This is a genomic window from Candidatus Nanopelagicus limnes (assembly GCF_002287885.2).
Lineage (GTDB): Bacteria > Actinomycetota > Actinomycetes > Nanopelagicales > Nanopelagicaceae > Nanopelagicus > Nanopelagicus limnae.
Genome location: NZ_CP016768.2, coordinates 828,859 through 851,748, shown reverse-complemented (window position 1 = coordinate 851,748; position 22,890 = coordinate 828,859). Strand labels below are relative to the sequence as shown.

The window sequence follows — 22,890 nt, the reverse complement described above, 5'->3', positions numbered from 1 at the left end:
GTTTCACTACTGACGACGTTTATTCTCAATTACAAAACCATCGTTAGTACCGGGGAAAATCAGGCCCAACGCGTAAACAGGCTCTTTTGGAGTTTTTTCGTAAAATGGTTTAACTAAATGTATTTGAATTGTAATCGCATTTGGTATTGTCATTTCGAAATCTCCCAGATATCCAGTTCCAGGCCTGCCTGAGCGACCTTGAAATATATTAGCTATTACCTGTTCATAAGGTGATCTTTCTGGATTAGCTCTAAACTGGAGCATGGATCGATCACGAGTTATTTGTTTTCGAGTATTAGGATCCCAATCCATAAATACTAAATTGGCCGCTTTTAATTCATCCTTATCGGCAAGGGATTGAATTGCCCATATCAAATCATCAAGCTCCACCCTATTCTCTGGAGACATTGGCCAGTCAGCTAAGAGTTCGAGTGCTAATTCGTAATTAACTGGACAGTAATAATTTGCATGGTCGTTTCGATTGTCTTGTGGGAGTTTTATCAATGAATTCGTGTATTCATACAACTTCTTTTTGAAGGATTCTTGATAACTTAGAATACTGGGGTCGAAAAGCATGTGCTGCTTAAAAGTTGCAAGCCTACGGTGACTTATTCCAAGAGAAATTACCTGATTTCTAACTGGTTGATAAATTGGATCCAGAAGGAATTTTCTCCTCCAATCGCCCAGTTTCTGGTTCCCAAGATCTATAGATCTAAGTTGAGTTCGAATAGAATTCTCGTGGTCTACGTAAGAAACATAAGCTTGGATATGATCCTGAAAAAACCATCCCCTCAGCAAGTCTTTATATTTTCGCTTATAACCAAAAAACCTACCTCTTTGTTGAATTACATCTACATTTCCAACCCCAGTAGATCTAGGCATATACGTCACTGCTAAATTTTCAATTGTAAATCCACGTTCGAGCTTATTTCCACCAATTAAAATCCAACCAGCTTTACTCAGCCATTCGCTAGCATGGATGTTACTTGTTTCGGCATTTACTACACGTACTTCGATTTTAGAGATCCACCAGCGAATCTCTTTTAACGCAGCATCTAGATCCCAATCATCTTTTATTGTGCAAGTTTTTTTCAATTCTTCAAGAGCAGGTTGAAAAAAAGAAATTTTCTCTTTTTCATAAAGGAATTCTTCTGGTTCTCTCAGGATGGTCTCCCATGCGGACAAAAGATTAGTGATCCAAACTTCATATTTGCCATGCAAGCTAACCTGCGCAGATGGATGAACCAACATGCTAATAGGTTTTGGATAACTCCTGTTTTGAGCCACAAATAGTGCGATTAAATAATACGCAACCGATTGTTTAAGGCTATTTGGAATACCTGCCGTCGAAGAAGTATCAAAAACTTGATTTATTTCTTGGTCTGGAATAGATCTTGTGTATTCATCATATTCATTGAATAGTTCATTTCCCCCTAAGTAATCTGCCCCTGATTCTAAAAGGGTTACATACTTCGGTGAAAGTGCGTCTTCAATGTTAACAAGTAACGGACCTTGAGGAGTAGCTGTGTACATAACATAACTATGATGGCTCAATGAATTACGTAATCTACCAATTGCTGAATAAATCGTTGACTCTTCACCGGTTAACCAACTTAAGTTCAACCCGGCCTGGTCACCTTCATCGTCGATGATTAAAACAGGATAATTACTTAAATTTATCTTCGACCTTAATCCTTCAATTAGCAAAGTGGTAGCATCCAAGCAAGCACGATTTTTAAGCACTGTAATTACAACTGTTGGCTTGAAAGACTCAGGTGCATCAACTTCGCTCCAAATACTTAAAGCGCGTTGAATAGTTCTTAAGTTTGAATTATGGTCGCGCCGCTTTGGTTTAACTAGCATTACCCATGGATTAGCTCCGCCATTGCCTTCTGCTCTTAAATCTTTGGTTAACCTATCTGCCGTTTGGATTAGTAATTGGTCTTTGGTACCTGCGAGCACAACTACTAATGGGAACCCATTTTCATGAGCCAGTGCGGTTAAAGCCGTAAAAGACATTGTTTTGCCGCTTTGAACTTCACCTACAACCAATTGACAATTTGAACTTATATTTCCGTTCAAAAGTTCACTTCTTTCAAGTATTTTAGTCGTGGTTAGTTTCAATCGTTCTTGTGAGGAAGCATCCAAATTTTGTCGCTCAATAAATTCTTTAAATTCGCCTCCTGTTTTAACCATTTTCTTCATCTGTCATTTCAATAACATCAGATCTTGAGGAAAGATAATTTCTCAATAAATCGTTAATACTTAGTCGCAGGAATCCAGCAGTATCGAATCCTGAACTTAAACCTTGTATTTCAGCAATGCCAATTGCCAAAGCAATTCTTAGTACTGGATCCAAAGAATCTGGATCTGCGACGGTAAATGACTTCATAAATGGATGCTCCCGGTTTATGGTAATTACCCACTTATCTAAATCAGGAATTTGTCTTACTCGCAGCCAACTTGTATCTGCAATTTGATCTTTTACTTCAAGAATTATGTCAGAATTAAACTGAGGAATTAGCTTAATAACTTTTTGGACAACATTTGTTTCATCTGTTCGAGGAGGCTCTGGAACCTCAGTTGTTTTGGTGATTTCAAAACCATCTCCTAGTTGTTCTGATGCATTGTTCTCAATTAGGGCTCTAGTTGCTGAATCAACGACATCTGACAAAGATCCTTGAAGTTTTGCCTTGCCAGCTTTTGAGTTGTCACTTGCTCGATAATTCTTTGCCATTTTTAATAATGGATTTGGTTCTGTATTTAAAGCCTCTTTTATTTTTTTCAATACCTCTTCTTCTTGACCTTCGCGCCATACAACTGCATCTTTAAATGAAGTTACACTGAGTTCAGAAACATCAAGTTCTCCAACAACCCTTTGTCTTTCGAAACTGTTGGCACCACCGAAAATCCTGCCCGGCCTATAAAGATCATCCGGACTATCTGCCATGTTTCCTGCACCTTGGACCACTTTTCTTCGCCAAAGCAATGCTAGGCCTGCTCGCTTAGTATCACCTTTCTCCAATATTCCAATCCGCCCACGAATTTTCGGTGCTGGGTCCGCAGGATTTATTGGATTATGGGATTCATTAAGTTCAATTTCGAAATCTTTTACCCATTCATAGTTTTTATCGTCTAAGGGACCCATATCAGTGGGCCAGTAGGGGGCTAAAAGCCAATTTGTCATAGGCGCTTCTTGAACCTCATTATTAATTAGTAAAACCAGTTCGCCAGTTCGAAGAAAGTCGCGATACATGCTTCGTAAGTAACTTCGCAACCTAGATGCTGCTCCAGCCACAGGTACTGGTTGGTTTAAATTTTTTAAAATTATCCTGGTTCCATGAACTTTCGGGTTTGTCGCTTCTTCCTTTTCAATATCAAGTTCGTAAATTTCATTCTTAATGATTTTAGGTATATCAAAAGTTACTGTTCTTATGATTGGTTCGCCGAGGGCCCTGGTTCGAATAGTGAAAAAATTGGCATACCAGCAAGCTGAACTTTTCATGCCAATTCCGTATTGGGAGATTCCTTTTTTGTCAGCAGGTGGCATTGCTGGTGTAAATGCTCGTTCAATATCTTTTGTATATATTCCAGCGGCATTATCAATTAATTGAATCGTTGGGTTATCTCCGGAGCTATAATTAATTTCTATCCTTAATTTATATTCTGGCCCGTGCAATGCAAACAACTCTTCTTTATGCTCTTGATAAGATTGAATTGAGTTATCAACCATCTCGCCCAGCGCGACCCAAGGCGAATACCTTAGTGATGGGAATAATGCATATAAGCCAATACCTGGTCTAATAGTTACTTGCTCTGGAGTATCCTTATCTACGCTCATTGGCGCAGCCTAAGCTAATTGTTAGATTTTGCACAGGATTCATCATTCGTAACGTAAGCCTCATTTTTTCATGCCCCCTGTTTGAAAGTCTATGGAAGTTTTCCATTTCAATAAGTATGAGTCAGTCCACTGACAGTTTAAGAGCCAGAATTCTAAGTTCCGACTACGGTGAATAACAGAAAATTGATTGATGTTCACACTTTTAGAAGCATTTTGAAGACCTTTACAGGCCCTAGCCACTGTCAGTGGTGGGGGGCAGGATCTTGCCATGGAGCCAAAAGAGAATAGATATCGAGTTACAGGAAGATTAACCATAGATTTTCAGATAATCATGCAAGCCCAAGATTCTGATGAGGCAGAGCTGTTTGCCAATGATATTCACCTTGATAAGTGGGCAGAGGTTGATCGAGAGTGGCAGGTGTTAGATGTTTCTAAGAATTACTTCTTAAAGCAGGTAAATACACAAGCGCCTTCACTGCCAACTCTTAAGAATCACACAGGACGTGAGTAGGTTATAACTATGGAAAACAACATAGCTCAGAAGATCACCGCATTTGCCACGATCATTGCACTTCCATTTGCACTCGGTGCATTTATTCTCACCTGGGCACCTGCCCAACAGTTTTATTTAAGTGATCCAAGAGGTGATGGTTATGTGCCACCCAGAGGAATTGAAAAACTAATAACAAAGGTCCAAGAATCCACAGTCACAATATTTTGTGAACCTAATGACCCTAAAGTATTAGGTAGCTTTGGCTCTGGCTGGGCAATTGATCTAGACCATAGTCAAGGCAAGAGATATCCAACAACTTTAATTACTAACCACCATGTAATTGATGAATGCTTAGATGGCAAAGGAAAAGTCAGAGTAGCCTCACTTTACGGCGATAAGTATCAAGCAGTAATTGATAACTGGGATGAAGAGAATGACTTAGCATCAATTGCTTCTGCCCTTGAGGTAACTCCATTAAAGCTATCTGAGTATGAACCTTATGCAGGTTACTGGGTAGCAGCTATTGGAAGTGCTGATGGTTATGAAGGCTCTGTTGCATTCGGTAATGTTTTAAATGGCACAAAGTTAGAAATCCTTATGACTGCGCCTTTATCTCACGGCAACAGTGGTGGACCACTTGTTGATAATGAAGGAAATGTGGTTGGTACAAACACCTTCGGCCAAATAGATGAGCAATACAACGGAGCAATGTCTCTAAATGCACTCTGCATAAAGATTATGGAGTGTGAAAAGAATGTGTTTTGGAAAGAAGACTAAATATGGGCGACCTAATTAAAGGACCATGGTCGCTATTGAATTCTGCATCTAAAAAGTTAATGATGCCAAGTAGTGAGATTGAATATGTTGTATTAGACACTGAAACAACGGGCACGATGAAAGCTGATCGTATTGTTGAAATCGCCTTAGTTGCGTTTAAAGGTAATGAAGTAATCGAGGAGTGGTCTACTTTGATTAATCCCCAACGTGACGTGGGTAAAACAAATATTCATGGAATTACCGCATCAATGGTTTCATCAGCTCCAATTTTTGGAGATGTAATCAACGATGTCTTTAGAATGATTAACAATCGGGTTATAGTCGCACATAATTTAGGTTTTGATGCTCGAATGCTTATTCAAGAATTTAATAGAGCCAACACTCAAGGTGATATTGGTAAAGGATTTTGCACGATGACCGCTGCACGTAGATTGCTTCCAGCTGGAAAATCTTCACTTTCTGATGCATGCGATGAGGTTGGAATTAAAATTGTTGATGCACACAGTGCACTTGGTGACTGCAAAATGACCATGGAGCTTTTTAACCACCTTTCAGAGGACGAGCAAGAGGTCAGTTCGGCAATGGTTGATTATTCATCAGATACCAATCCAGCAAGAATTTTAGTAAGAACTGCTTTTAGCAATAAAAAAGATGATGCTTTAGAGCGAATTCAAGCATTTACTAAGAAAATACCTTTCCCTACATCAGATGAAAAATTTATAGCATATTTATTGCTGCTTAATATGGCGATGCAGGACTTAATCATTAGTAGTGATGAAGAGAGTGAACTTAATAAGTGGGCAGAAGATCTTGGTGTCAGTCAGAAAGATGTTCTAAAACTACATACTGGCTATCTTGATTCATTTATTCAGGCTGCTCTTCGAGATGGCGTAATCACTGTTCAAGAGCGAGAGATGATTGAAAAAGTTGGTGCAGCACTTCGCCTACCTGTAGTAATTCCTGAGACAGCTCAACCTATTAAGGCAAACAGCGATAACTTAAGTGTAGGTAAAAAAGTATGTTTTACTGGTGCGGCTGTTGGATTCAATGGTGAACAGATAAGCAGGGAAGATCTTGAAGCACTTGCAGCAAAGGTTGGCCTACACCCAGTTAATGATGTGACTAAAAGAGGTTGTGATGTTCTTGTCACAGCTGATGAGTCTTCCATGTCTGGAAAATCAAAAAAGGCTAAGGGTTGGGGAATACCAATAATTTCTGTAGAGAAATTCATTACTTTTTGTACGTTTGGCTGATTAATTTAATTCAACGCAATTATCGCCAGCGCCGATGAGGTCGCTGCAATTCCTAACCAGTTGGCAATAGATGGTCTTTGCTTCATTAGCTTTATCGCAATTAAGGCAGATAGGGCAGGGGCTGATGCCATAAAGACACCAACCTTGCTTAACTCTAGGTTTGTAATGGCAATCATGAAAAATAGATTTGCCAGCATCTCACATGAGCCAGAAAGAAGTGCGTACTTCTTCCAACTACTCGATTGTGGTTTTTGATTACTCTTTGGAGAAAAGATAAGTGAAACAAGTAATACACCAATTCTTGCGCCAAAGAGGGCGGCAATAATTTGGGATTCATCTATTTCTGTCATCAATACTGAAAAGCCGGTGAAGCAACATGCAGCAGCTGTTGTTAGACCAAATACTTTTAATGTCGCCTTCTGATGACTTGCTGATGTGCGAGAAGCTAGAAACAAACCAAGAGCGCCTAAAGCTGTTGCAATTGGAAAGGTCCAGGAGATTGATTCATCTTTAACAAGGACAGCAAAGAGGATTAAGTTAAATGATTGCACCAATGCCACAACCGGGGATACAAATGAGACTGATCCAATTGAGAATGCTTGGTAGATAAAGGGAAGGCCTAGTCCGCCGATAAAGCCGGCGGCTATACCAATTAAGATCACTCTTAAGGTGATGGTATTTAGATTAAAGAGGATTACTACAGAAATAATTGCCATTGCAATTGAGCTAGAGGCACGTAATGTGTTGCGCCAGCTACTTATTTGAGTTGATTTACCACCCAGGGTATTGGTGAAGGCATTTGCTAAAGCATTTGAGAAAGAAGAAATCTCGCCAATCATTATTTGCTTACTTGCTCAGCAAGTTTTGATCTAATGCTTACCTGCTCCTTTACTACCTCAGATGTTGCTACTCTGCGTAAGAAGGTATCTACTAAATCTGATGCTCTCTTATTTGATGATGCTTCAAGCTCTTTAGTTTGTTTGCGAAGGAGATCAAGATCAACTCCTTCACCAGTAATCTCAACACAACCACTTTGCCGGCTTAGCCATGCTTCTAGTACTTCAGGATCAACCTCTGGATGAAATTGCAGGCCAAGAGTTCTACCCATTACAAATGCTTGGTTAGCACCAGCTGTTTTTGCAATCTCAGTAGCACCCTTTGGAGTTGTCCATCTATCCCAGTGGTATTCAAACCAGGGACCAGTTGGAATTAATGTTGTGTCATTAGATTCAATCTCATACCAACCAACCTCAGCCTTTGGCGCTCTTGCAACTGAGCCACCTAACGCTCTTGCCATTAATTGACCACCAAAACAAATACCAAGAATTGGTACTCCTTCATTGTGAGCTTCTTTAAGTTTTTCAAGCTCTGGCTTGAGCCAATTACCAATTCGATCATCTTCATAGGCTCCATAGGGGGCGCCCATTGGAACTAGTAGGTCATACTCTAAAAAGTTTGGAAAATTTGCATGCACATTAGGAGTTGAAAAATTCTCCTCCGGCACAATCAAAAACCTTTCAATCTCATAGCCATGTTTTTCTAGAGATCGCCAGATTGGACCACCGAGCGAGATGTGATCATGTTCGATGAATAAGGCGCGCATTTGGGGGAGTTTACCTACTCTGATTACAAAGAAGAGCCATAAAGCCTTGAGAGATTAAACTCATGATGGCCGCCAAGTTCTGCCTTGGTTAATTGACCATTGGCCACATCTAAAATTAACTTATAGATCTCTTGCCCATTTTCTTCCAAAGTTTGGGTGCCATCAGCGATTGTGCCGGAGTTTAAATCGATAATATCTGGAATAGCAGTTGCCATCTCAGTATTAGTTGCCACCTTAATTGTTGGCATTACGGCGCTGCCCGTAGGAGTTCCCCTACCTGTTGTGAAGACAGTTATGTTTACACCGGCTGCGCCAAAGCCAGTTAACTGTTCAATGTCATGACCTGGTGTGTCCATGAAGTAAAGGCCTGCCTTTGTTGGCGCAATTGCATACTCAAGTACGCCAGTAAATTGGGCGTTGCCTGCCTTCTTAGCAGCTCCTAATGATTTCTCTTCCAATGTTGATAGTCCGCCTTCAATATTTCCTCTTGATGGTTGAGCGCCTCTGATATCAATTCCTTCATAGTTAATACTTGCTTCATACCTTGCCACCACATCAATTATTTGTTGGCCAACCTCTTTAGTAATTGCACGCTTTGCTAATAAATGTTCTGCGCCCAAGATCTCCATTGTTTCACCAAGTATTGATGTGGCGCCCTGCGCCACTAAATCATCACTTGCTACACCCAGCGCTGGGTTGGCAGTAATTCCAGAGTAGGCATCCGAGCCACCGCACTCAAGGCCTAAAACTATTGCAGAAATAGGTGCTGCAACTCTTTGCTCACCTTTGGCCTCTGTGAGTAATTTATTAGCTTCAACAATGCCAGCTTGGGTTAACTTATCTAAGGATTTTAAATCAGAGAGTGATATCTCAATTAGCTTTGTTTTGCCATAACTTTTAGCCCTGCTGATTACTTCATCCTCAATTGGTGTGCCAAGGCGCAACAATATTGTTGCGTAGAGATTTGGATTTGTCGCGTTCCCTGCCAATGAGTGAATGATGCGCTCATGATCTTTTTCATTTACCTGCGACCAATCATGGCTCACTGCAACTGCGCCCTTTGATTGGTCTTCAATATCTCTTGCTGCAGCGGACAAAATTTGATGAAGTGGCAGGATCAAAACATGGTTTCTAAAACCCCATCTGCCATCACTGCGTTTATAACCGGTAAGGCTCATCACACACTCCTGACCGCACGGGGTGCGACAATCTCACCAATGCCAGATACTTCACTCTTTGTTTTCTCACCGTTACCAACCTTGGTAAGAAGTGCAATCATTTCATTAGCTGTTGCAGTTGATGGCAGATCAAACTCAGCAGATAGGGCGGTGTGTAGTGGGGAGCTTGATGCAATATTGATAACTGGTATTAATGGAAAGCCAGATGGTGGTTGATTCTCATCTGCGAAGGAGAAAATAATATGAACTTTCTTGCTCATTAATTTTGCCAAGTTATGTTCACTTACGCCCTGCTTATCCTCAATCTCAACTGCAAATCCTGCTGCAATAAGTGCGCTCTTAATATCGCCCAAGTTCTCAACATTGCGGGCTAGATCTAAACCAACTACTAACTTTTCTACAGCTTTTGGCTCACTCTTAAAGTTATCTCGAAGCTCTTTTGCCTGCACCACACCTGCTTCATATGTGCCAGTGGCGCCGCCTGACTCTTGAATAACTAATAATCTTGATAACTCTCGGTTTATCTTTGGTAGCAACTCTGGTCCTTGAATAGTTTCACAACCAAGGGAAACCACCAATACAGATTGCACATTTGGATGATTTGCTAACTCAATGAAGAAGTTATCCACTCCTGGCACATCAATACCAATAATTCCGCATCCATTTTGGTGGGCAAAGGTTAATGCGCCAACTTCATTGGCAATCTTTCGACTTACATGGGTTGAGCAAACTACTGAAGGCAAGATCAATTGATGATCTCTTATGCCAACACCACGACCCTTATGGGCAAAGCCGGTAATACTCATAAGTTAACTCGCCTCAGTGGAGAGGCGATCTCCTAAAACATTGTGGGTGTGAACATGCTCTCCAACAGTAATATCTTTGGTGGCATGTCCCATTCGCTCGCCATACTTAATAATTCCTTCACCCTTTTTAACTGACTTTGATGCCACTTTGTGGCCTCTTGGTATTTTTTGGGTGATTGTTAACTTTAAATTATCTTGATCAATAACTGTGCCAGCAGCCATATCAGCAAGGCAGATTGCAATGTTATCTGCTGGGTTTAGAACTAATACCTTGCGCATATCGATAAGGCTACTACTAAATGTAGGGGGAGATCAGCGTTAGGTATTTTTGATAATTACTACTTAACGCCTCATCTTGCTGCGGTTTGAATATCTCAATTTGTGAGATATTTATCTTCATCAACTCAGCTGTCAGATCATCACCTGATTTTATATGGCTAGCCAAAGATAGGAATGCTGCTCCCATATCAGAGCCAGTGGTGTTGGTAATAGCAACTGGTCTATTTAATATGTTTGCTCTAATTTGAGATAAGACCTTTGACTTACCGCCACCGCCGGTGGTGTAAATAGTTTGTGACAACTTAGCGCCAGCCTTTTGCAAAAGATCATAGGCATACTTTTCGGTAAAGGCGATGCCTTCTAATATTCCGCGGTACTCCATAACATCACTCTCTGGCTTTGCTGACATCAGATTTGTAATTGAGGATGATTTAATTGGGAATCTCTCACCGGTAACGGGCAATGGATAGGTAATAAAGTTTGCAGCACCAATTTCTGCTGCTTTCTTATTTAAGCTTTCAAGCTCTGCTTCATACTTTTGATAACTAACTCCGCCTATATTGCTAGCACCCCCTAATAAATAGCGATTTGATGGCAGAAGGTGTGAATAAAAGCCATCCCCTGAGATATTGCTATCTGCAACTACTTTGATCACCATTGTTGTGCCAAGGGATGTAACAGAGCCAGTAGCACCACCTGCTGCGATTTGTGCGGTGCAGCCATCTGTCATACCGGCATAAATTGGAATGGGTGGAATACCCAATTTTGCTGCGATCTGATTACTTATTGTTGCAATCTTTGTGCCAGGTAGAACCACTTTAGGAAGAGTTATGTTCAATGAGTTAGCGAGCTCTTTAGTAGCAACTAGATAATCGCTACTTTTAAAATCAACACCCATCTTTAACCCATGGCTACTATCGGTTGGGATTTGGGGGAGTGGTTGCTCTGATAAATGCGCGATTAAAACTTCAGGCGTATTTGCGAAATGAAATGGCCCGCTTTGTTTTGAAGCTTCTATTACCGCAGCAGCTCTTCCTAGAGGGTCACTTGCCCTGCCATCGTTATACATAGCAGCTGGTGCTATTGGTGCGTAGTTTTTATCGCAAAGTATGAAGGTGCCACTTGTCGCTGAGATTAAAAGAGATTGGGGGATAAACCCTTCTTCAATTAATTGCTTGCAAAGATGGGTTAAAACTTTATCAACGGCTGTGATCCAACTTTTACTATCTTGGGTGGCAGATTTATCTTCCCTCTTTATAACTTGGGCCAGTGGCTCACTTGCCCTGGCAAGAGGTGTTCCTGTCCTATCAATTGCAACTGCTCTAACATTTGAGGTGGCAATATCAATGCCAATAAAGACAGATTTACTCATAGAGCATTTATTAATTCAGGCAGTGATTTTAAATCACTCACCGTAATATCAGCCGCTGCTAAATCATCCTTTGAAGGATCAGGATTGGCTTCCCCTCTTCTTACCCAAACTGTTTTCATGCCCAATGCTTTGGCTGGATTAACATCGGTATCGATTCGATTACCAATATGAATTATTTCTTGCGCAGGCAGTGATAACTCTTTGATTGCTAACTTAAAAAAGGCTGGATCTGGTTTTTCAAAGCCAACGATGGCAGATATGCCAAGGAAATCTATTAACTCAAATAAGCCATCTTGTTTTAAACGATCTGCTGCTACTTTTGGTTGATTGGCGATGATGCCAATCTTTAAGCCAGCTTGCTTTAGCTTTATTAAGCAATCTTTGCCATCTTGGTATTGATCATTATCGTTAAATAACCATTCTTTATTGGCTATCGCCATTAGCTCACTCTTTTTATCTAATGAGCCTAAGAAGGCTTCACATAATTTAGATCTAAGTGAGCCAGATTGTGACTTTAAGTGAGCAAGATAAATCTGATCAAAGCTTTCTTGGGAAACTGAAGTTAATTGATTAAGGGCAGAAAATATTGCTCGCTTAAAGGCATCATCTGAGTATAAAACTCCGCCAATATCAAAGGTGGCAGCTTTTACTCTCATTAACTCTTTTTACTTACCTTGCGACAACATCTTGCGACGCAAGATTTCATCCGGCCTATATGCAATTGATGCTGCTTCTCTTTTACCAACAAACTTAATACCGCCAGCACTTAGTGCTCCCAATCTAACTCTGGCAGCTTTAACTGCAATCTGTGTTGTGGACAGTGCCTCAGAACTTGCTGAACCAAAGGTGCAAAGACCATGGTTTCCTAAAATAATTTGACCAGGGGACCTCTCATGCTTCTTTTGATACTTAAGTACTCCTTGATAAACACCTAAGCCAAGTGAAAGACCAGGGTCTGCGTAGGGAAGAAATAATGGAACTGGTCCGCAAACTACTGCTTCATCTGGGAAAACTGTTGCTTTGTAATGTTTAGCGCCATCTTTACTTGCAGCCAGGGCCACAACTGGAGTTGGGTGGGTGTGTAGTGACCAGGTAGCACCCATTAGATCAAAGGCAACTACATGCACCATAGTTTCAATAGAGGCCTTCTTTACTACACCATTTGGCGTCTTAGACTCTTTTAATATTGCATCAAATGCTTTATCTAGCTTTTTACTTACTCCCTGTTTATTAGCATCAACTAAAACTTGAGCACACTTTGCTAAATCAAGATAAACCCAATCCTCTATTGTTGCTTTGCCCATCACCACACCACTTGCTTTAACTAAAAAGCGATTTGTGGAAGGCTCAAAGACTGCAGCATTACCTTCTGCCACAATAGTTAGATCAGCTGATGGGTCTCCGGCTGCGATGGCGAGAGATGTTAATTGGGAAACTAAATCACTCATCGCATATCCTCCAAAGTTAGCTTTTGATAACGAGCGCGGATTTGTGCAATTGTATTCTGATCTTGGCCTTGGGTGGGTTTAAAACTTTTCACGCCTAAATCAGATCTAGAGATGAGCGCTCTTGCAGATTTTGTATCCTTTAAGTTGGAATCCTTGCCGAGAGCAATTGCCTGCACCATCGCATTTCCCATTGCAGTTGCCTCAACAGGGCCAGCAATAACCTCTTTGCCTGAGATATCAGCGGTTAATTGGCATAGGTGTTGATTTTGTGAGCCGCCACCAACAATATGTATTGCTGGCATTTCAAGCTTTGAACACTGCGCTAAATCATCACAAGTTTTTGTGTATTGCAGGGCAAGGGATGCAAAAACTGTTTGTGCTAACTCACCTGGTGTAGTGGGGATACTTTGATTTGTTGTTTTGCAAAATCTTTGAATTCGCTCAATCATCCCGCCGGCGTGGATAAAAATTGAGGCATCAACATAAATCAGGGATGCAAAGGGATCCTTCACTGCCTGTGCTTGCTCTACTAACTGCGCGTAGGTTAAATCAAAGCCAGACTCTTTTAGATCACGGCGCACCTCTTGGATTAACCAAAGCCCCATAATGTTTCTAAGCAATCTAATGGAGCGGTTATAACCACCCTCATTAGTTAATCGCCCCTCTAAGGTTGTTTTGTTAACAACAGGATTTTCAAGCTCTACTCCCATTAACGACCAAGTGCCACTTGAAATGTAAGCACTCCCTGGGGATGAAAGAGGAGTAGCAAATACAGCGGCTGCTGTGTCATGGCTTGCAGTTGCAATACATGTAATTGGGCCAATACCTGTTTTATCTTGGAGTGATTTACTTATTACGCCCCTGATACTTCCTGGGTTTTCAACTTTGCCAAAAATATGGGAGGGAATATTTAAATCCTTTGCAAGATCTAGCGCCCATTGATCATTAACCACATCATATAAACCTGAGGTTGTGGCAATTGTGTACTCAGTACCAATAACACCAGTTAGGGCGTATAAAACAAGATCTGGCATAAATAACAAGTGCTTTGCTTTTTTAAACTCATCCGGTGTTTGATTTGTGATTGCTAGTAACTGATAGATGGAGTTGACTTCAAGTAATTGGCATCCACTCTCATTGTGTAATCGTTCTCTTCCTACAAGGGAAGAAGCTTTTTCTAACATCCCATCGGTTCGATGATCACGGTGTGAGACAGGAAGATCAATTACCTTTCCATCATGATCGATTAGTCCAAAATCTAATCCCCAGGTATCAACTGCTAAACCAAGGTAGGTACCAGTATTTGCTGCCTTACTTAACGCTGTTGTTATCTCATCAATTATCTTTGGCAGATCCCAACACCGCCTGCCATGGCGATCGGTAGCAACTGGTGTTTGAAAACGATGGATCTCATTGGTTGTGATTTGATTTCCAATACTTACCGCCATCAAGCGGCCAGATTCTGCCCCCATATCTAGGGCGAGGTATTGGTGCATACCCTTAACTCTTGCCTAAGTTGGCACCTAAGTTCAACACCGATAAGAGATCTTGCTATATAGATATGTATAGGTAATAAGGAGTGCGGGGTAATCCCAGATCCTAAGATCTCAGCCACCCGTTACCTCTTTGTTATCTGGGCGGTGGCGGCCCTACCTAGCCGTAATAGGAAAGTGAAGGTAGGGTCAGCGAGAGAATTTGCTTAAGAGCTAATGATTTATTGATCTATTAGGAATGAGGTAATTCGGTGGCCGCTAAGGGTGATCTACTACTTGAAATGAGTGGAGTGCAAAAGCGCTTTGGTGGCGCAGTTGCATTAAAGGGAACAGATCTAAAAATTAGAGCAGGTGAGATTCACGCACTCCTTGGTGAAAATGGCGCGGGTAAATCCACGATGCTTAAGATTTTGTCTGGCGTTCATGTCAATGATGGTGGCTCAATCAAATTAGGTGGCAAAGATTTTATTACCGGATCCCCGCAAGCATCCATTGATCAAGGTGTGGCAGTTATTTATCAGGAGCCATCCCTTTTCTTAGATCTATCTTTAGCTGAAAATGTTTTTATTGGTCGCCAACCTAAAAAGGGAATGGTGATTGATTGGAAGTTTGCCCAAAGTGAGGCAAAGCGATTATTTAAAGAGTTAGGTGTGGAGTTAGATCCAAAGCGGCAAGCTCGTGGTCTTTCCATTGCAGATCAACAAGTTGTTGAGATTGCAAAGGCGTTATCCATGAATGCAAATATTATTTTAATGGATGAGCCAACAGCAGCCCTTTCAGCTTCTGAAGTTGAGCGATTGATGACAGTTATGAAATCACTTAAAGCTGCTAATAAAGCGGTTATCTTTGTTAGCCACAGGTTGGATGAAGTATTTGCAATCTCTGACTTCATTACCGTAATGCGAGATGGCGCAACTGTGAGTGAGAATCCAGTTGGTAAGACTGATCTGCAAAAGGTAATTAAAGAGATGGTGGGAAGAGAGTTAACTGAGCTATTTCCAAAGACAGAGAACAAGATTGGCGCAGTAGTACTTGAGGTTAAAGATCTAACAAATCCTGCCTACTTTAGAAATGTTTCATTTAATGTTAAAAAAGGTGAGATTGTGGCCCTTGCTGGCTTAGTTGGCTCAGGCCGATCAGAGGTTGCAAGAGCAATCTTTGGTGTTGATAAGTATGAAAGTGGCTCAGTAACTTTAAATGGTAAAGCCCTTCCTGCTGGCTCACCAGTTGAAGCGATGAAGCGCAAGATTGCATTAGTTCCTGAGGATCGCAGGCAGCAAGGATTGTTTATGGTGGCTGGAGTTAATCGAAATATCTCAATGGAGTCCTTTGATAAATTAACTGATCGTGGCTTAATTAACTTTAAGCGCGAGAAAACTTTGACTAATACTTGGAAGGAAAAACTAAGTATTAAGTTTGCAAACCAAGCAGATCCAGTTGATCGTCTTTCAGGTGGTAATCAACAAAAGACAGTATTGGCTAAGTGGCTTGCAACGGATCCTGATCTATTAATTGTTGATGAGCCAACTCGCGGTATTGATGTTGCTACAAAGGCAGAGGTTCACCGCTTGGTAAATCAAGCAGCCAGTGAAGGTAAAGCAGTTTTGATGATCTCATCTGAACTTCCTGAAGTATTAGGAATGGCAGATCGAATTATTGTGATGCGTGAAGGCAAGCAAGTTGCCGAGCTATCTCGTAAAGAGGCAACGCAGGAGAAGATAATTGCGGCTGCAACTACCGGAAAGCGAAGTGCTTAATATGAACTTCTTAAAAAAACTTCGTCCATCAAGCCGGGAATCAAGTCTTTTCATTATTTTGCTTGTCGCAGTTGGCGGCACCGGATTAATTAACCCACGATTTTTAACAGGTGATGGCACTAGAGATCTTCTAACCTCAACCTCTGTTGTGGCGCTCCTTGCAATTGGGATCGCACCAATTGTGGTTATGCGCCATATTGATCTATCAATCGCTTCTACCGTTGGCTTATCTGCTTGGACAGTTGCAGATTTTTGTGCAAAAAATCCAAGCTTTACCTGGGTGCAATGCTTTGTGATTGGTTCAGTTATTGGCCTTGCAGTAGGTATTGTAAATGGCTTACTTGTGGCAGGGCTTAGATTGCCTTCATTGGTGGTAACGCTAGGAACTTTATATATTGTGCGCGGTTTGGTTTATGTTGTATCAAACTCAGTTGATTACAACGCACAAGAGATGCCAGAGAGCTTGTTAGCACTTGGCCAAAAGGTTTACTTTGGTCTGCTGCCCTTCACATTCTTAATGGTAATTATTGCAATGATCTTGATGGCCCTCTTTATGAAGTACACAAAGTCAGGCAGAGATGCTTATGCAATTGGATCTAACCCACCGGCTGCAGACCTTGTTGGCTTAAAGGTATTCCGTCGCACATTCCTAGCATTTGTTTTCTCAGGTGTTATGTCTGGCATTGCTGGCGTGTTTTATTTAATGCGATTTGCCCAGGTTGACTCCACCGCTTTTTATGGCCAGGAGTTAGCAGTTGTTGCAGCCGTTGTAATTGGTGGCGTAACAATTATGGGTGGATCTGGAACTGTAGTAGGAGCTGTAATTGGCGCATTACTTGTGCAGACAATTCAAGGTGGCTTAGCAGCCCTTGGCGTTGATGCGTTCTGGAAGGCAGCGATTAATGGTTTGCTATTAATTATTGCAATCTACGCCGATCGAGTACTGGCGGTAAGAAATGAGAAACAATTGCTGGCGCAACGAATAAGAGAGAGGATTTAGTCATGTCAAAATTTGCCAAGTTAGGTTCAGTAAGACGCAGTTGGGATACTGCAATTATTGGACTACTTCTACTTGTTTGGGTTTTTGCCTCACTCACCACCTCAAACTTTCTAACTCCACTTAACTTCTCCTACATCTTCTCTAATACTTCAGAGATCATGATCATCGCCTTTGCTATGTTATTTATGATTATCTTGGGCGAGATTGATTTATCTGTTGCATCCATCTTGGCACTAGGAAGTTCAATGCTTGGTTGGAGTTATGCCAAGGGAGCACCGATTTGGATGGCAATACTTATCTGTATTTTGGTTGGAACAGCCTGTGGTTTTGTTAATGGATTCCTTGTTACAAAGTTAGGTTTGGGTTCATTGGCTGTAACCATTGGAACACTGGCGCTATACCGCGGTATTGCAAATGGTCTACTTGGTGAGAACACCGTAAATGAGTTCCCAGAGTTTTGGACAAGCTTTGGTTTTGACACCATTGGTAAGTCATTTATGCCAAAGACCTTGCCATTAATTATTATCTTTGGAATTTTATTTGGTCTACTTCTACACAAGACGCCATTTGGTCGTCGCACATTAGCTATTGGTCAAAGCCCAGAGGCAGCCAAATTTGCTGGTGTTAACGTGGTCAGACACAAGATGATTGTTTTCACCTTCACTGGCTTTATGTCAGGTGTTGCAGGAGTTATCTACACATTCCGCTTCTCAACTGCCCAAGCTGATAATGGTGTTGGTCTTGAGTTATTAGTTATCTCTGCCATCTTGTTAGGTGGAGTTTCAATATTTGGTGGAATTGGAACCATGTGGGGAGTTGTCGCAGGTGTATTACTTGCTGGCTCAGTTGAATCTTGGTTAACACTGCAAGAGATCAACGCACAATGGCGAACAATTGTTACCGGTATTTTGCTTTTGATCTCAGTTGCAGCCCCTGTATTGGTGCAAAAAGGTAAAGCACGAAGAGAGCTTAAAGCTTTAAAAAGCTAGCAAATGCAGCAGTTATTACTTGGCGTAGATGTTGGTACAACTGCGACCAAGGCGGTACTAGTTGATAACGCTGGCCACATCATCTCCCAAGGCAGAGCTGAGTATCCAACAAAATATTTACAAGCTGGTTGGGTTGAACAAGATCCAAATGATTGGTGGCTAAGTTTTTGTAAGGCGGTTGAGATCGCCCAAGCTGGCGCGGCTGGTGCGCAAATAATTGGTGTTGCAATCAGTGCGCAAGCACCGACATTAATTGCAGTTGATGCAAAAGGTGTGCCGGTGAGGGATGCGATGATTTGGATGGATCGCAGAGCCCAGGCTGAAGCAGATGAGTTAGCAAATCAGTTTTCAAATATCTCCCAGTTAACTGGTAATCGAGCCGATCCATATTATGTTGCTGCAAAAATTAAATGGTTGATTAAAAATGAGCCAGCTAATTATCAAAAGACAAAGTACTTCTTACAAATTCCAGGCTACTTAAACTTTAAGTTAACCGGCAAATTTGGCATTGACGCAGCACATGCATCACTTTTGCAACTTCGAAGCGCTGATAACTCAAAGTGGGCGGATGAGGTAATGAAATTTGTTGGAGTTAGTGAGGATAAGTTTCCCCAAATTGCTAACTCAATTATTTTGCAAGGTGAGGTGTTAAGTAATAATGATTCAAAGATTGCAGCTGGCACACCTGTTTACTTTGGTTCCGTTGATGGTTGCTCAGCCGCCCTTGAGGCAGGAGTAATTGATCCAGGTGTGGTGGCTGAAATGACTGGCACCTCAACAGTGCTCTTAATGCCAACTGATGGAAATAATTTTAATGACGCGTTCGTGGCAATTGAACATGCAATAGCAGGCAGACAACTTCGCTTAGGCGCCATGGTGGCATCAGGTGCGAGTGTGGCCTGGCTTCAACAAAATATTTTAAAAGGTGAACAATCAGTTGAGCAGTTATCAAAGGATGCCCAAAGTGTTTCACCCGGCAGTGAAGGAGTAATTTTCCTGCCATACATGATGGGGGAGAGGTCCCCGATCTGGCATACAAATGCTCGTGGAGTTTTCTTTGGCTTATCTTTAACTACAACACCAGCCATGATGTTTAGAGCAGTACTAGAAGGAACCGCGTTTGCTCTCGCGCACAATGTTGAGATTGGCAAAGCAGCCGGCATAAAAATTGATGAGATAAGAAGTATTGGCGGCGGAAGTAAGAGTGAGTTATGGAATCAAATAAAGGCAGATGTATTGGGTATGCCAATTGCTGTTTTAGAGGATTCAGTAGGAGCAGCAGTTGGTGATGCTTATTTAGCTGGCATGGGCGCTGGCATGTTTAAAGATATTAGGCAGACTATAAAAACAAATGTGAAGATCGAGGCAAGGTTTTCACCAGACATAAAGGTTCATTCCTATTACCAGGAACGCTACGCCCGCTTTCGCTCCCTATATGAATCTATTAAGGATGAGTTTGATAAGAGCGCGCCATCTGCTTCTTATAGGCTTAAGTAAATGAAAACTTTTATCACTGCCCGAATGGATCAATCTGAGATCAATCGATTAACTGCTGCCGGTTTTAAGGTTGAGCAAGGCGGCTTTGCACTAACGGGTGAGAAGATGGATAAGGGTGAGTTAATAAGTAAATTAGCAGATGTTGAAGTTGCAATCATTGAGTTTGAAAGTATTACTGATGAAGTAATTAACTCTGCCAAAAACTTGAAGATAATTGCAGCTTGTAGAAATGAGCCAGCTGCAAATACCGACATTGCTGCTGCAACTGCTAAAGGTATTCCAGTGTTGTTTACTCCAGGTAGAAATGCAGTTGCAGTTGCTGAATACACCTTAGGTTTAATGATCTCAATTGCAAGAAGTATTCCAACTACTCATCATCTTCTTCGTTACACCGATGATTTAACCTCTGTTTCCTATTCAGATAAGGCAGGGGATAGAAAAGGCGTCACCTCTGAGTGGAGTCTTGATCCAGATGCACCTTTTCAAAGATTTCAAGGCGATGAGTTAATGGGCAAAACAGTTGGCATAGTTGGCGCCGGCTTTATTGGCCAAGAAATCGCCAGACGAGTTATTGCTTTAGGTATGCAGGTAATTGCATTTGATCCATATGCAAAGGCTGATCAATTAGCAAAGCTTTCAATAAAAAGTGTGGAGTTAGATGAATTAGCTAGGAGCAGTGATTTTGTGGTTATGGCAGCCAAGGTAACAAAGGAAAGCACTGGATTATTTAGCGCTAAGTATTTTGATCTTATGAAGCCAACTGCTTACTTTATAAATACTGCACGGGCGGCATTAGTAGATTATGAGGCGCTATTAAAGGTTTTAAAATCTGGTGCGATTGCAGGAGCAGCCCTTGATGTTTATCCAACTGAGCCACTGCCCGGAGATTCAGCATTTAGATCATTATCAAATGTGGTCTTAAGCCCACATCTTGCAGGTGCTTCTAGACAGGTTGTTGCCCATCACTCAAAAATGGTGGTCGATGATCTATTAGGCTTACTAAATGGTCAGATACCAAACCGGGTTGCAAACAAAGAGGTTATGGATAATTTTATGAAGAGCGGTGGCATAAAGTGAAGGTTGCATTAGTAACCGGGGGTGCAACAGGAATTGGCGCTGCCACTGTCCAATCCTTAGCTGCGCAAGACACGAGCGTTGCATTGCAATACTCAAGTAGCCAAAAAGAAGCTAAACAAATTGCTGATCAATTAAATGCTCAAGGCTTTAAAGTTGAAATCTTTCAAGCAGATCTATCCCAAAAGGGAGCAGCTGAAAACTTAGTTGCCCAAGTTAAGCAAAAACTTGGTGACATAGATATTTTAGTTAATAACGCAGGTGTTATGAGTGATGCAAGCATTATCCAAATGAGTGATGATCTTTGGGATGAAGCGATAAATGTTAACTTAACAGCAGCCTTTAAATTAATTAGAGCGTGCGCGCCAAGTATGGTGAGTAAGAAGTGGGGAAGAGTAATTAATATTTCATCCCAAGTTGCATTAACAGGCTCTGCAAATCACGCGCACTATGCAACTGCTAAAGCAGGTTTACTTGGTCTTACCTACTCTGCTGCAAAAGAGTATGGCGCAAGTGGTGTGACAGTGAACGCGGTATTGCCAGGAAGAATTGAAACTAAAATGATTGCAGATCGCTCCGTTGGCAGGTTAGATGAGTGGCTTTCACAAACTCCATTAAATCGATTGGGCCGCCCCGATGAGGTGGCGGCCATGATCAATTTCCTGGCCTCTGATGCCTCCTCCTATATAACTGGGGCTGCCATCAACGTAAACGGCGGATTGGTGATGGGTTAGGGCTTTCGACGCCTAATCGTTATAAATTCAACTTGCCAGTACTTCCCAGCCAATACTAAGTTTGCCCAGCGGTCCTAGGAGTCGTAGCTACTTTCCTAGGCACGTGTTGCAAAGTTAAATAATTTTGTAACTATCAACGAAAGGAAATACTTTGAAAAAAGTTCTCTCCGTACTTGCAGCAGCAGTTCTTCTTGCTGGTTGCAGTTCATCATCTGACGGTGGTTCAGGCGATGCACTAAAGATCGCTCACATTCCTAAATTAGGAACAATTGGCTACTTCCAAGCAGCTGATAAGGGTGTTCAACGTGCATGTGCTGAGCTTGGTGCAGAGTGTGCCTACAAGGGCCCAACTGAAATCACTGCTGCCGCACAGGTAAAAGAAATTAACGCAGCTGTACAAGCTGGTTACAACGTATTAATCGTTGCAGCTAACGACAAAGATGCTCTAGTTCCTGCTCTTAAGGATGCAATGGACAAGGGTGTAACAGTTGTTACTTACGATTCAGATGTTGCACAAGATGGTCGTTCAGTATTCGTAAACCAGGCTTCATCAGAAGGTATCGGACAAGCATTAGCTAAGTCTGCTTCTGACATTGCTGGTGGCGCTGGAGATATTGCAATTCTTTCAACAACTCCAGATGCAACAAACCAGAATGTATGGATTGACTTCATGAAGAAGGAGCTTGCAGCTAAGTATCCAAATGTTAAGGTAGTTGCAACTGCTTACGGTCTAGATAAGCCAGAAGAGTCAACAACTGAGACTCAAGGACTTATCCAGAAGTATCCAAAGATCAAGGCGATTGTTGCTCCTACATCTGTAGGTATTGTTGCTGCTGCTAAGTATGTTTCTGGCTCAGCTGCAAAGGGCAAGGTTGCTGTTACTGGTCTTGGTCTTCCAAATGACATGAAGACATACATCAAAGATGGTTCAAACGCCCAAGCTTCACTATGGGATGTTGAAAACTTTGGATATGTTGCTGTTTACGTAGCTAAGCACGTACGTGACGGTGGCGCTGTAGCTGTTGGCGACAAGGTCGCTTCAGGCCCTGGCGATAAGGGTGATGCAGAGCGCACAGTTACTGCAGGAGCTGTAGGAAATGAAATTATCCTTGGCCCAGCAACTGTGTTCACAAAGGACAACGTAGATCAATTCGACTTCTAATTAATTTTAGAAGCTTTAATTAATCTGCTGATAGGGCAGCCTCGTAAAGAGGCTGCCCTATCTTCTTTTTGTACAACTTGTTTATATATTGATATTTATTACCAATAGTTGGACACCGCCTTTAAAGAGTGGAA

21 protein-coding genes are annotated in these 22,890 nt (G+C 41.7%); 10 read left to right on the top strand and 11 right to left on the bottom strand.

Annotated elements, in window-relative coordinates:
- Positions 1-6: 6 nt before the first annotated feature.
- Positions 7-2,205, bottom strand: a complete 2,199-nt coding sequence (locus tag B1s21122_RS04245) for a Z1 domain-containing protein (protein ID WP_095680470.1) — start codon at positions 2,203-2,205, stop codon at positions 7-9.
- Complete coding sequence (locus B1s21122_RS04240; RefSeq protein WP_095680471.1) at positions 2,189-3,841, bottom strand: ATP-binding protein; 1,653 nt, start codon at positions 3,839-3,841, stop codon at positions 2,189-2,191. The genes B1s21122_RS04245 and B1s21122_RS04240 overlap by 17 nt, the downstream gene beginning before the upstream one ends.
- A gap of 268 nt (positions 3,842-4,109) precedes the next feature.
- Between B1s21122_RS04240 and B1s21122_RS04235 the strand changes: the two genes are divergently transcribed.
- Genes B1s21122_RS04235 through B1s21122_RS04225 form a run of 3 tightly spaced genes read left to right on the top strand, consistent with a single transcriptional unit; the run spans position 4,110 to position 6,364 of the window.
- A complete protein-coding gene (locus tag B1s21122_RS04235; RefSeq protein ID WP_095680472.1) occupies positions 4,110-4,352 on the top strand; it encodes a hypothetical protein in 243 nt (80 codons plus the stop codon).
- Positions 4,353-4,361: 9 nt separating this feature from the next.
- Positions 4,362-5,111 (top strand): S1 family peptidase, encoded by a 750-nt coding sequence (locus tag B1s21122_RS04230; RefSeq protein ID WP_095680473.1) that lies wholly within the window; start codon positions 4,362-4,364, stop codon positions 5,109-5,111.
- A gap of 2 nt (positions 5,112-5,113) precedes the next feature.
- Positions 5,114-6,364: an exonuclease domain-containing protein gene (locus B1s21122_RS04225; RefSeq protein ID WP_095680474.1), complete on the top strand. Its 1,251-nt coding sequence runs from the start codon at positions 5,114-5,116 to the stop codon at positions 6,362-6,364.
- Between the two features lie 5 nt (positions 6,365-6,369).
- Here the strand turns inward: B1s21122_RS04225 and B1s21122_RS04220 are convergent, their stop codons facing one another.
- The 9 genes from B1s21122_RS04220 to B1s21122_RS04180 are packed head-to-tail and all read right to left on the bottom strand — an operon-like array spanning position 6,370 to position 14,546.
- Positions 6,370-7,203: a DMT family transporter gene (locus B1s21122_RS04220; protein ID WP_095680475.1), complete on the bottom strand. Its 834-nt coding sequence runs from the start codon at positions 7,201-7,203 to the stop codon at positions 6,370-6,372.
- A complete protein-coding gene (locus tag B1s21122_RS04215) occupies positions 7,203-7,967 on the bottom strand; it encodes a type 1 glutamine amidotransferase (RefSeq protein WP_095680476.1) in 765 nt (254 codons plus the stop codon). The genes B1s21122_RS04220 and B1s21122_RS04215 overlap by 1 nt, the downstream gene beginning before the upstream one ends.
- Positions 7,968-7,990: 23 nt before the next feature.
- Positions 7,991-9,145 (bottom strand): UxaA family hydrolase, encoded by a 1,155-nt coding sequence (locus B1s21122_RS04210; RefSeq protein ID WP_095680477.1) that lies wholly within the window; start codon positions 9,143-9,145, stop codon positions 7,991-7,993.
- Positions 9,145-9,951 carry a UxaA family hydrolase gene (locus tag B1s21122_RS04205; protein ID WP_095680478.1) on the bottom strand — a complete coding sequence of 269 codons (807 nt, stop codon included), beginning with the start codon at positions 9,949-9,951 and terminating at the stop codon, positions 9,145-9,147. Before B1s21122_RS04205 ends, B1s21122_RS04210 begins: the two co-directional genes overlap by 1 nt.
- 3 nt (positions 9,952-9,954) lie before the next feature.
- A complete protein-coding gene (locus tag B1s21122_RS04200) occupies positions 9,955-10,230 on the bottom strand; it encodes a UxaA family hydrolase (RefSeq protein ID WP_095680479.1) in 276 nt (91 codons plus the stop codon).
- Between the two features lie 16 nt (positions 10,231-10,246).
- Entirely contained in the window at positions 10,247-11,602 is a 1,356-nt protein-coding gene (locus B1s21122_RS04195; protein ID WP_095680480.1) for an FGGY-family carbohydrate kinase, read from the bottom strand.
- Positions 11,599-12,258: an HAD family hydrolase gene (locus B1s21122_RS04190; RefSeq protein ID WP_095680481.1), complete on the bottom strand. Its 660-nt coding sequence runs from the start codon at positions 12,256-12,258 to the stop codon at positions 11,599-11,601. The genes B1s21122_RS04195 and B1s21122_RS04190 overlap by 4 nt, the downstream gene beginning before the upstream one ends.
- A 9-nt stretch (positions 12,259-12,267) precedes the next feature.
- On the bottom strand, positions 12,268-13,050 hold the full coding sequence (locus tag B1s21122_RS04185; protein WP_095680482.1) for a class II aldolase/adducin family protein: 783 nt from the start codon (positions 13,048-13,050) through the stop codon (positions 12,268-12,270).
- Positions 13,047-14,546: a rhamnulokinase gene (locus B1s21122_RS04180; protein WP_095680483.1), complete on the bottom strand. Its 1,500-nt coding sequence runs from the start codon at positions 14,544-14,546 to the stop codon at positions 13,047-13,049. The genes B1s21122_RS04185 and B1s21122_RS04180 overlap by 4 nt, the downstream gene beginning before the upstream one ends.
- 248 nt (positions 14,547-14,794) lie before the next feature.
- Here B1s21122_RS04180 and B1s21122_RS04175 point away from each other — a divergent pair, with 248 nt between their 5' ends.
- The 7 genes from B1s21122_RS04175 to B1s21122_RS04145 all read left to right on the top strand — a co-directional run bounded on the left by B1s21122_RS04175 (position 14,795) and on the right by B1s21122_RS04145 (position 22,756).
- Positions 14,795-16,300 (top strand): sugar ABC transporter ATP-binding protein, encoded by a 1,506-nt coding sequence (locus B1s21122_RS04175; RefSeq protein ID WP_095680484.1) that lies wholly within the window; start codon positions 14,795-14,797, stop codon positions 16,298-16,300.
- 1 nt (position 16,301) lies between these two features.
- A complete protein-coding gene (locus tag B1s21122_RS04170; protein WP_095680485.1) occupies positions 16,302-17,300 on the top strand; it encodes an ABC transporter permease in 999 nt (332 codons plus the stop codon).
- A gap of 2 nt (positions 17,301-17,302) precedes the next feature.
- Positions 17,303-18,289 (top strand): ABC transporter permease, encoded by a 987-nt coding sequence (locus B1s21122_RS04165; RefSeq protein ID WP_095680486.1) that lies wholly within the window; start codon positions 17,303-17,305, stop codon positions 18,287-18,289.
- A 3-nt stretch (positions 18,290-18,292) separates the two neighbouring features.
- Positions 18,293-19,786, top strand: coding sequence for a xylulokinase (locus tag B1s21122_RS04160; protein ID WP_095680487.1), 1,494 nt, complete (start codon positions 18,293-18,295; stop codon positions 19,784-19,786).
- Positions 19,787-20,863, top strand: a complete 1,077-nt coding sequence (locus tag B1s21122_RS04155; RefSeq protein WP_095680488.1) for a 2-hydroxyacid dehydrogenase — start codon at positions 19,787-19,789, stop codon at positions 20,861-20,863. It abuts the gene before it with no gap.
- Positions 20,860-21,594 (top strand): 3-oxoacyl-ACP reductase family protein, encoded by a 735-nt coding sequence (locus B1s21122_RS04150; RefSeq protein WP_095680489.1) that lies wholly within the window; start codon positions 20,860-20,862, stop codon positions 21,592-21,594. Before B1s21122_RS04155 ends, B1s21122_RS04150 begins: the two co-directional genes overlap by 4 nt.
- 151 nt (positions 21,595-21,745) lie before the next feature.
- Positions 21,746-22,756: a substrate-binding domain-containing protein gene (locus B1s21122_RS04145; protein WP_095680490.1), complete on the top strand. Its 1,011-nt coding sequence runs from the start codon at positions 21,746-21,748 to the stop codon at positions 22,754-22,756.
- Positions 22,757-22,890 lie beyond the last annotated feature (134 nt).

Bases quoted from the DNA above. Each gene is read 5' to 3' on its own strand.
- B1s21122_RS04165 (WP_095680486.1), top strand. From the start codon at position 17,303: ATGTCAAAATTTGCCAAGTTAGGTTCAGTAAGACGCAGTTGGGATACT.
- B1s21122_RS04215 (WP_095680476.1), bottom strand. From the start codon at position 7,967: ATGCGCGCCTTATTCATCGAACATGATCACATCTCGCTCGGTGGTCCA.
- B1s21122_RS04185 (WP_095680482.1), bottom strand. From the start codon at position 13,050: ATGAGTGATTTAGTTTCCCAATTAACATCTCTCGCCATCGCAGCCGGA.
- B1s21122_RS04210 (WP_095680477.1), bottom strand. From the start codon at position 9,145: ATGAGCCTTACCGGTTATAAACGCAGTGATGGCAGATGGGGTTTTAGA.
- B1s21122_RS04160 (WP_095680487.1), top strand. From the start codon at position 18,293: ATGCAGCAGTTATTACTTGGCGTAGATGTTGGTACAACTGCGACCAAG.
- B1s21122_RS04220 (WP_095680475.1), bottom strand. From the start codon at position 7,203: ATGATTGGCGAGATTTCTTCTTTCTCAAATGCTTTAGCAAATGCCTTC.
- B1s21122_RS04190 (WP_095680481.1), bottom strand. From the start codon at position 12,258: ATGAGAGTAAAAGCTGCCACCTTTGATATTGGCGGAGTTTTATACTCA.
- B1s21122_RS04240 (WP_095680471.1), bottom strand. From the start codon at position 3,841: ATGAGCGTAGATAAGGATACTCCAGAGCAAGTAACTATTAGACCAGGT.
- B1s21122_RS04230 (WP_095680473.1), top strand. From the start codon at position 4,362: ATGGAAAACAACATAGCTCAGAAGATCACCGCATTTGCCACGATCATT.
- B1s21122_RS04180 (WP_095680483.1), bottom strand. From the start codon at position 14,546: ATGCACCAATACCTCGCCCTAGATATGGGGGCAGAATCTGGCCGCTTG.
- B1s21122_RS04245 (WP_095680470.1), bottom strand. From the start codon at position 2,205: ATGAAGAAAATGGTTAAAACAGGAGGCGAATTTAAAGAATTTATTGAG.
- B1s21122_RS04155 (WP_095680488.1), top strand. From the start codon at position 19,787: ATGAAAACTTTTATCACTGCCCGAATGGATCAATCTGAGATCAATCGA.
- B1s21122_RS04225 (WP_095680474.1), top strand. From the start codon at position 5,114: ATGGGCGACCTAATTAAAGGACCATGGTCGCTATTGAATTCTGCATCT.
- B1s21122_RS04195 (WP_095680480.1), bottom strand. From the start codon at position 11,602: ATGAGTAAATCTGTCTTTATTGGCATTGATATTGCCACCTCAAATGTT.
- B1s21122_RS04170 (WP_095680485.1), top strand. From the start codon at position 16,302: ATGAACTTCTTAAAAAAACTTCGTCCATCAAGCCGGGAATCAAGTCTT.
- B1s21122_RS04235 (WP_095680472.1), top strand. From the start codon at position 4,110: ATGGAGCCAAAAGAGAATAGATATCGAGTTACAGGAAGATTAACCATA.
- B1s21122_RS04205 (WP_095680478.1), bottom strand. From the start codon at position 9,951: ATGAGTATTACCGGCTTTGCCCATAAGGGTCGTGGTGTTGGCATAAGA.
- B1s21122_RS04200 (WP_095680479.1), bottom strand. From the start codon at position 10,230: ATGCGCAAGGTATTAGTTCTAAACCCAGCAGATAACATTGCAATCTGC.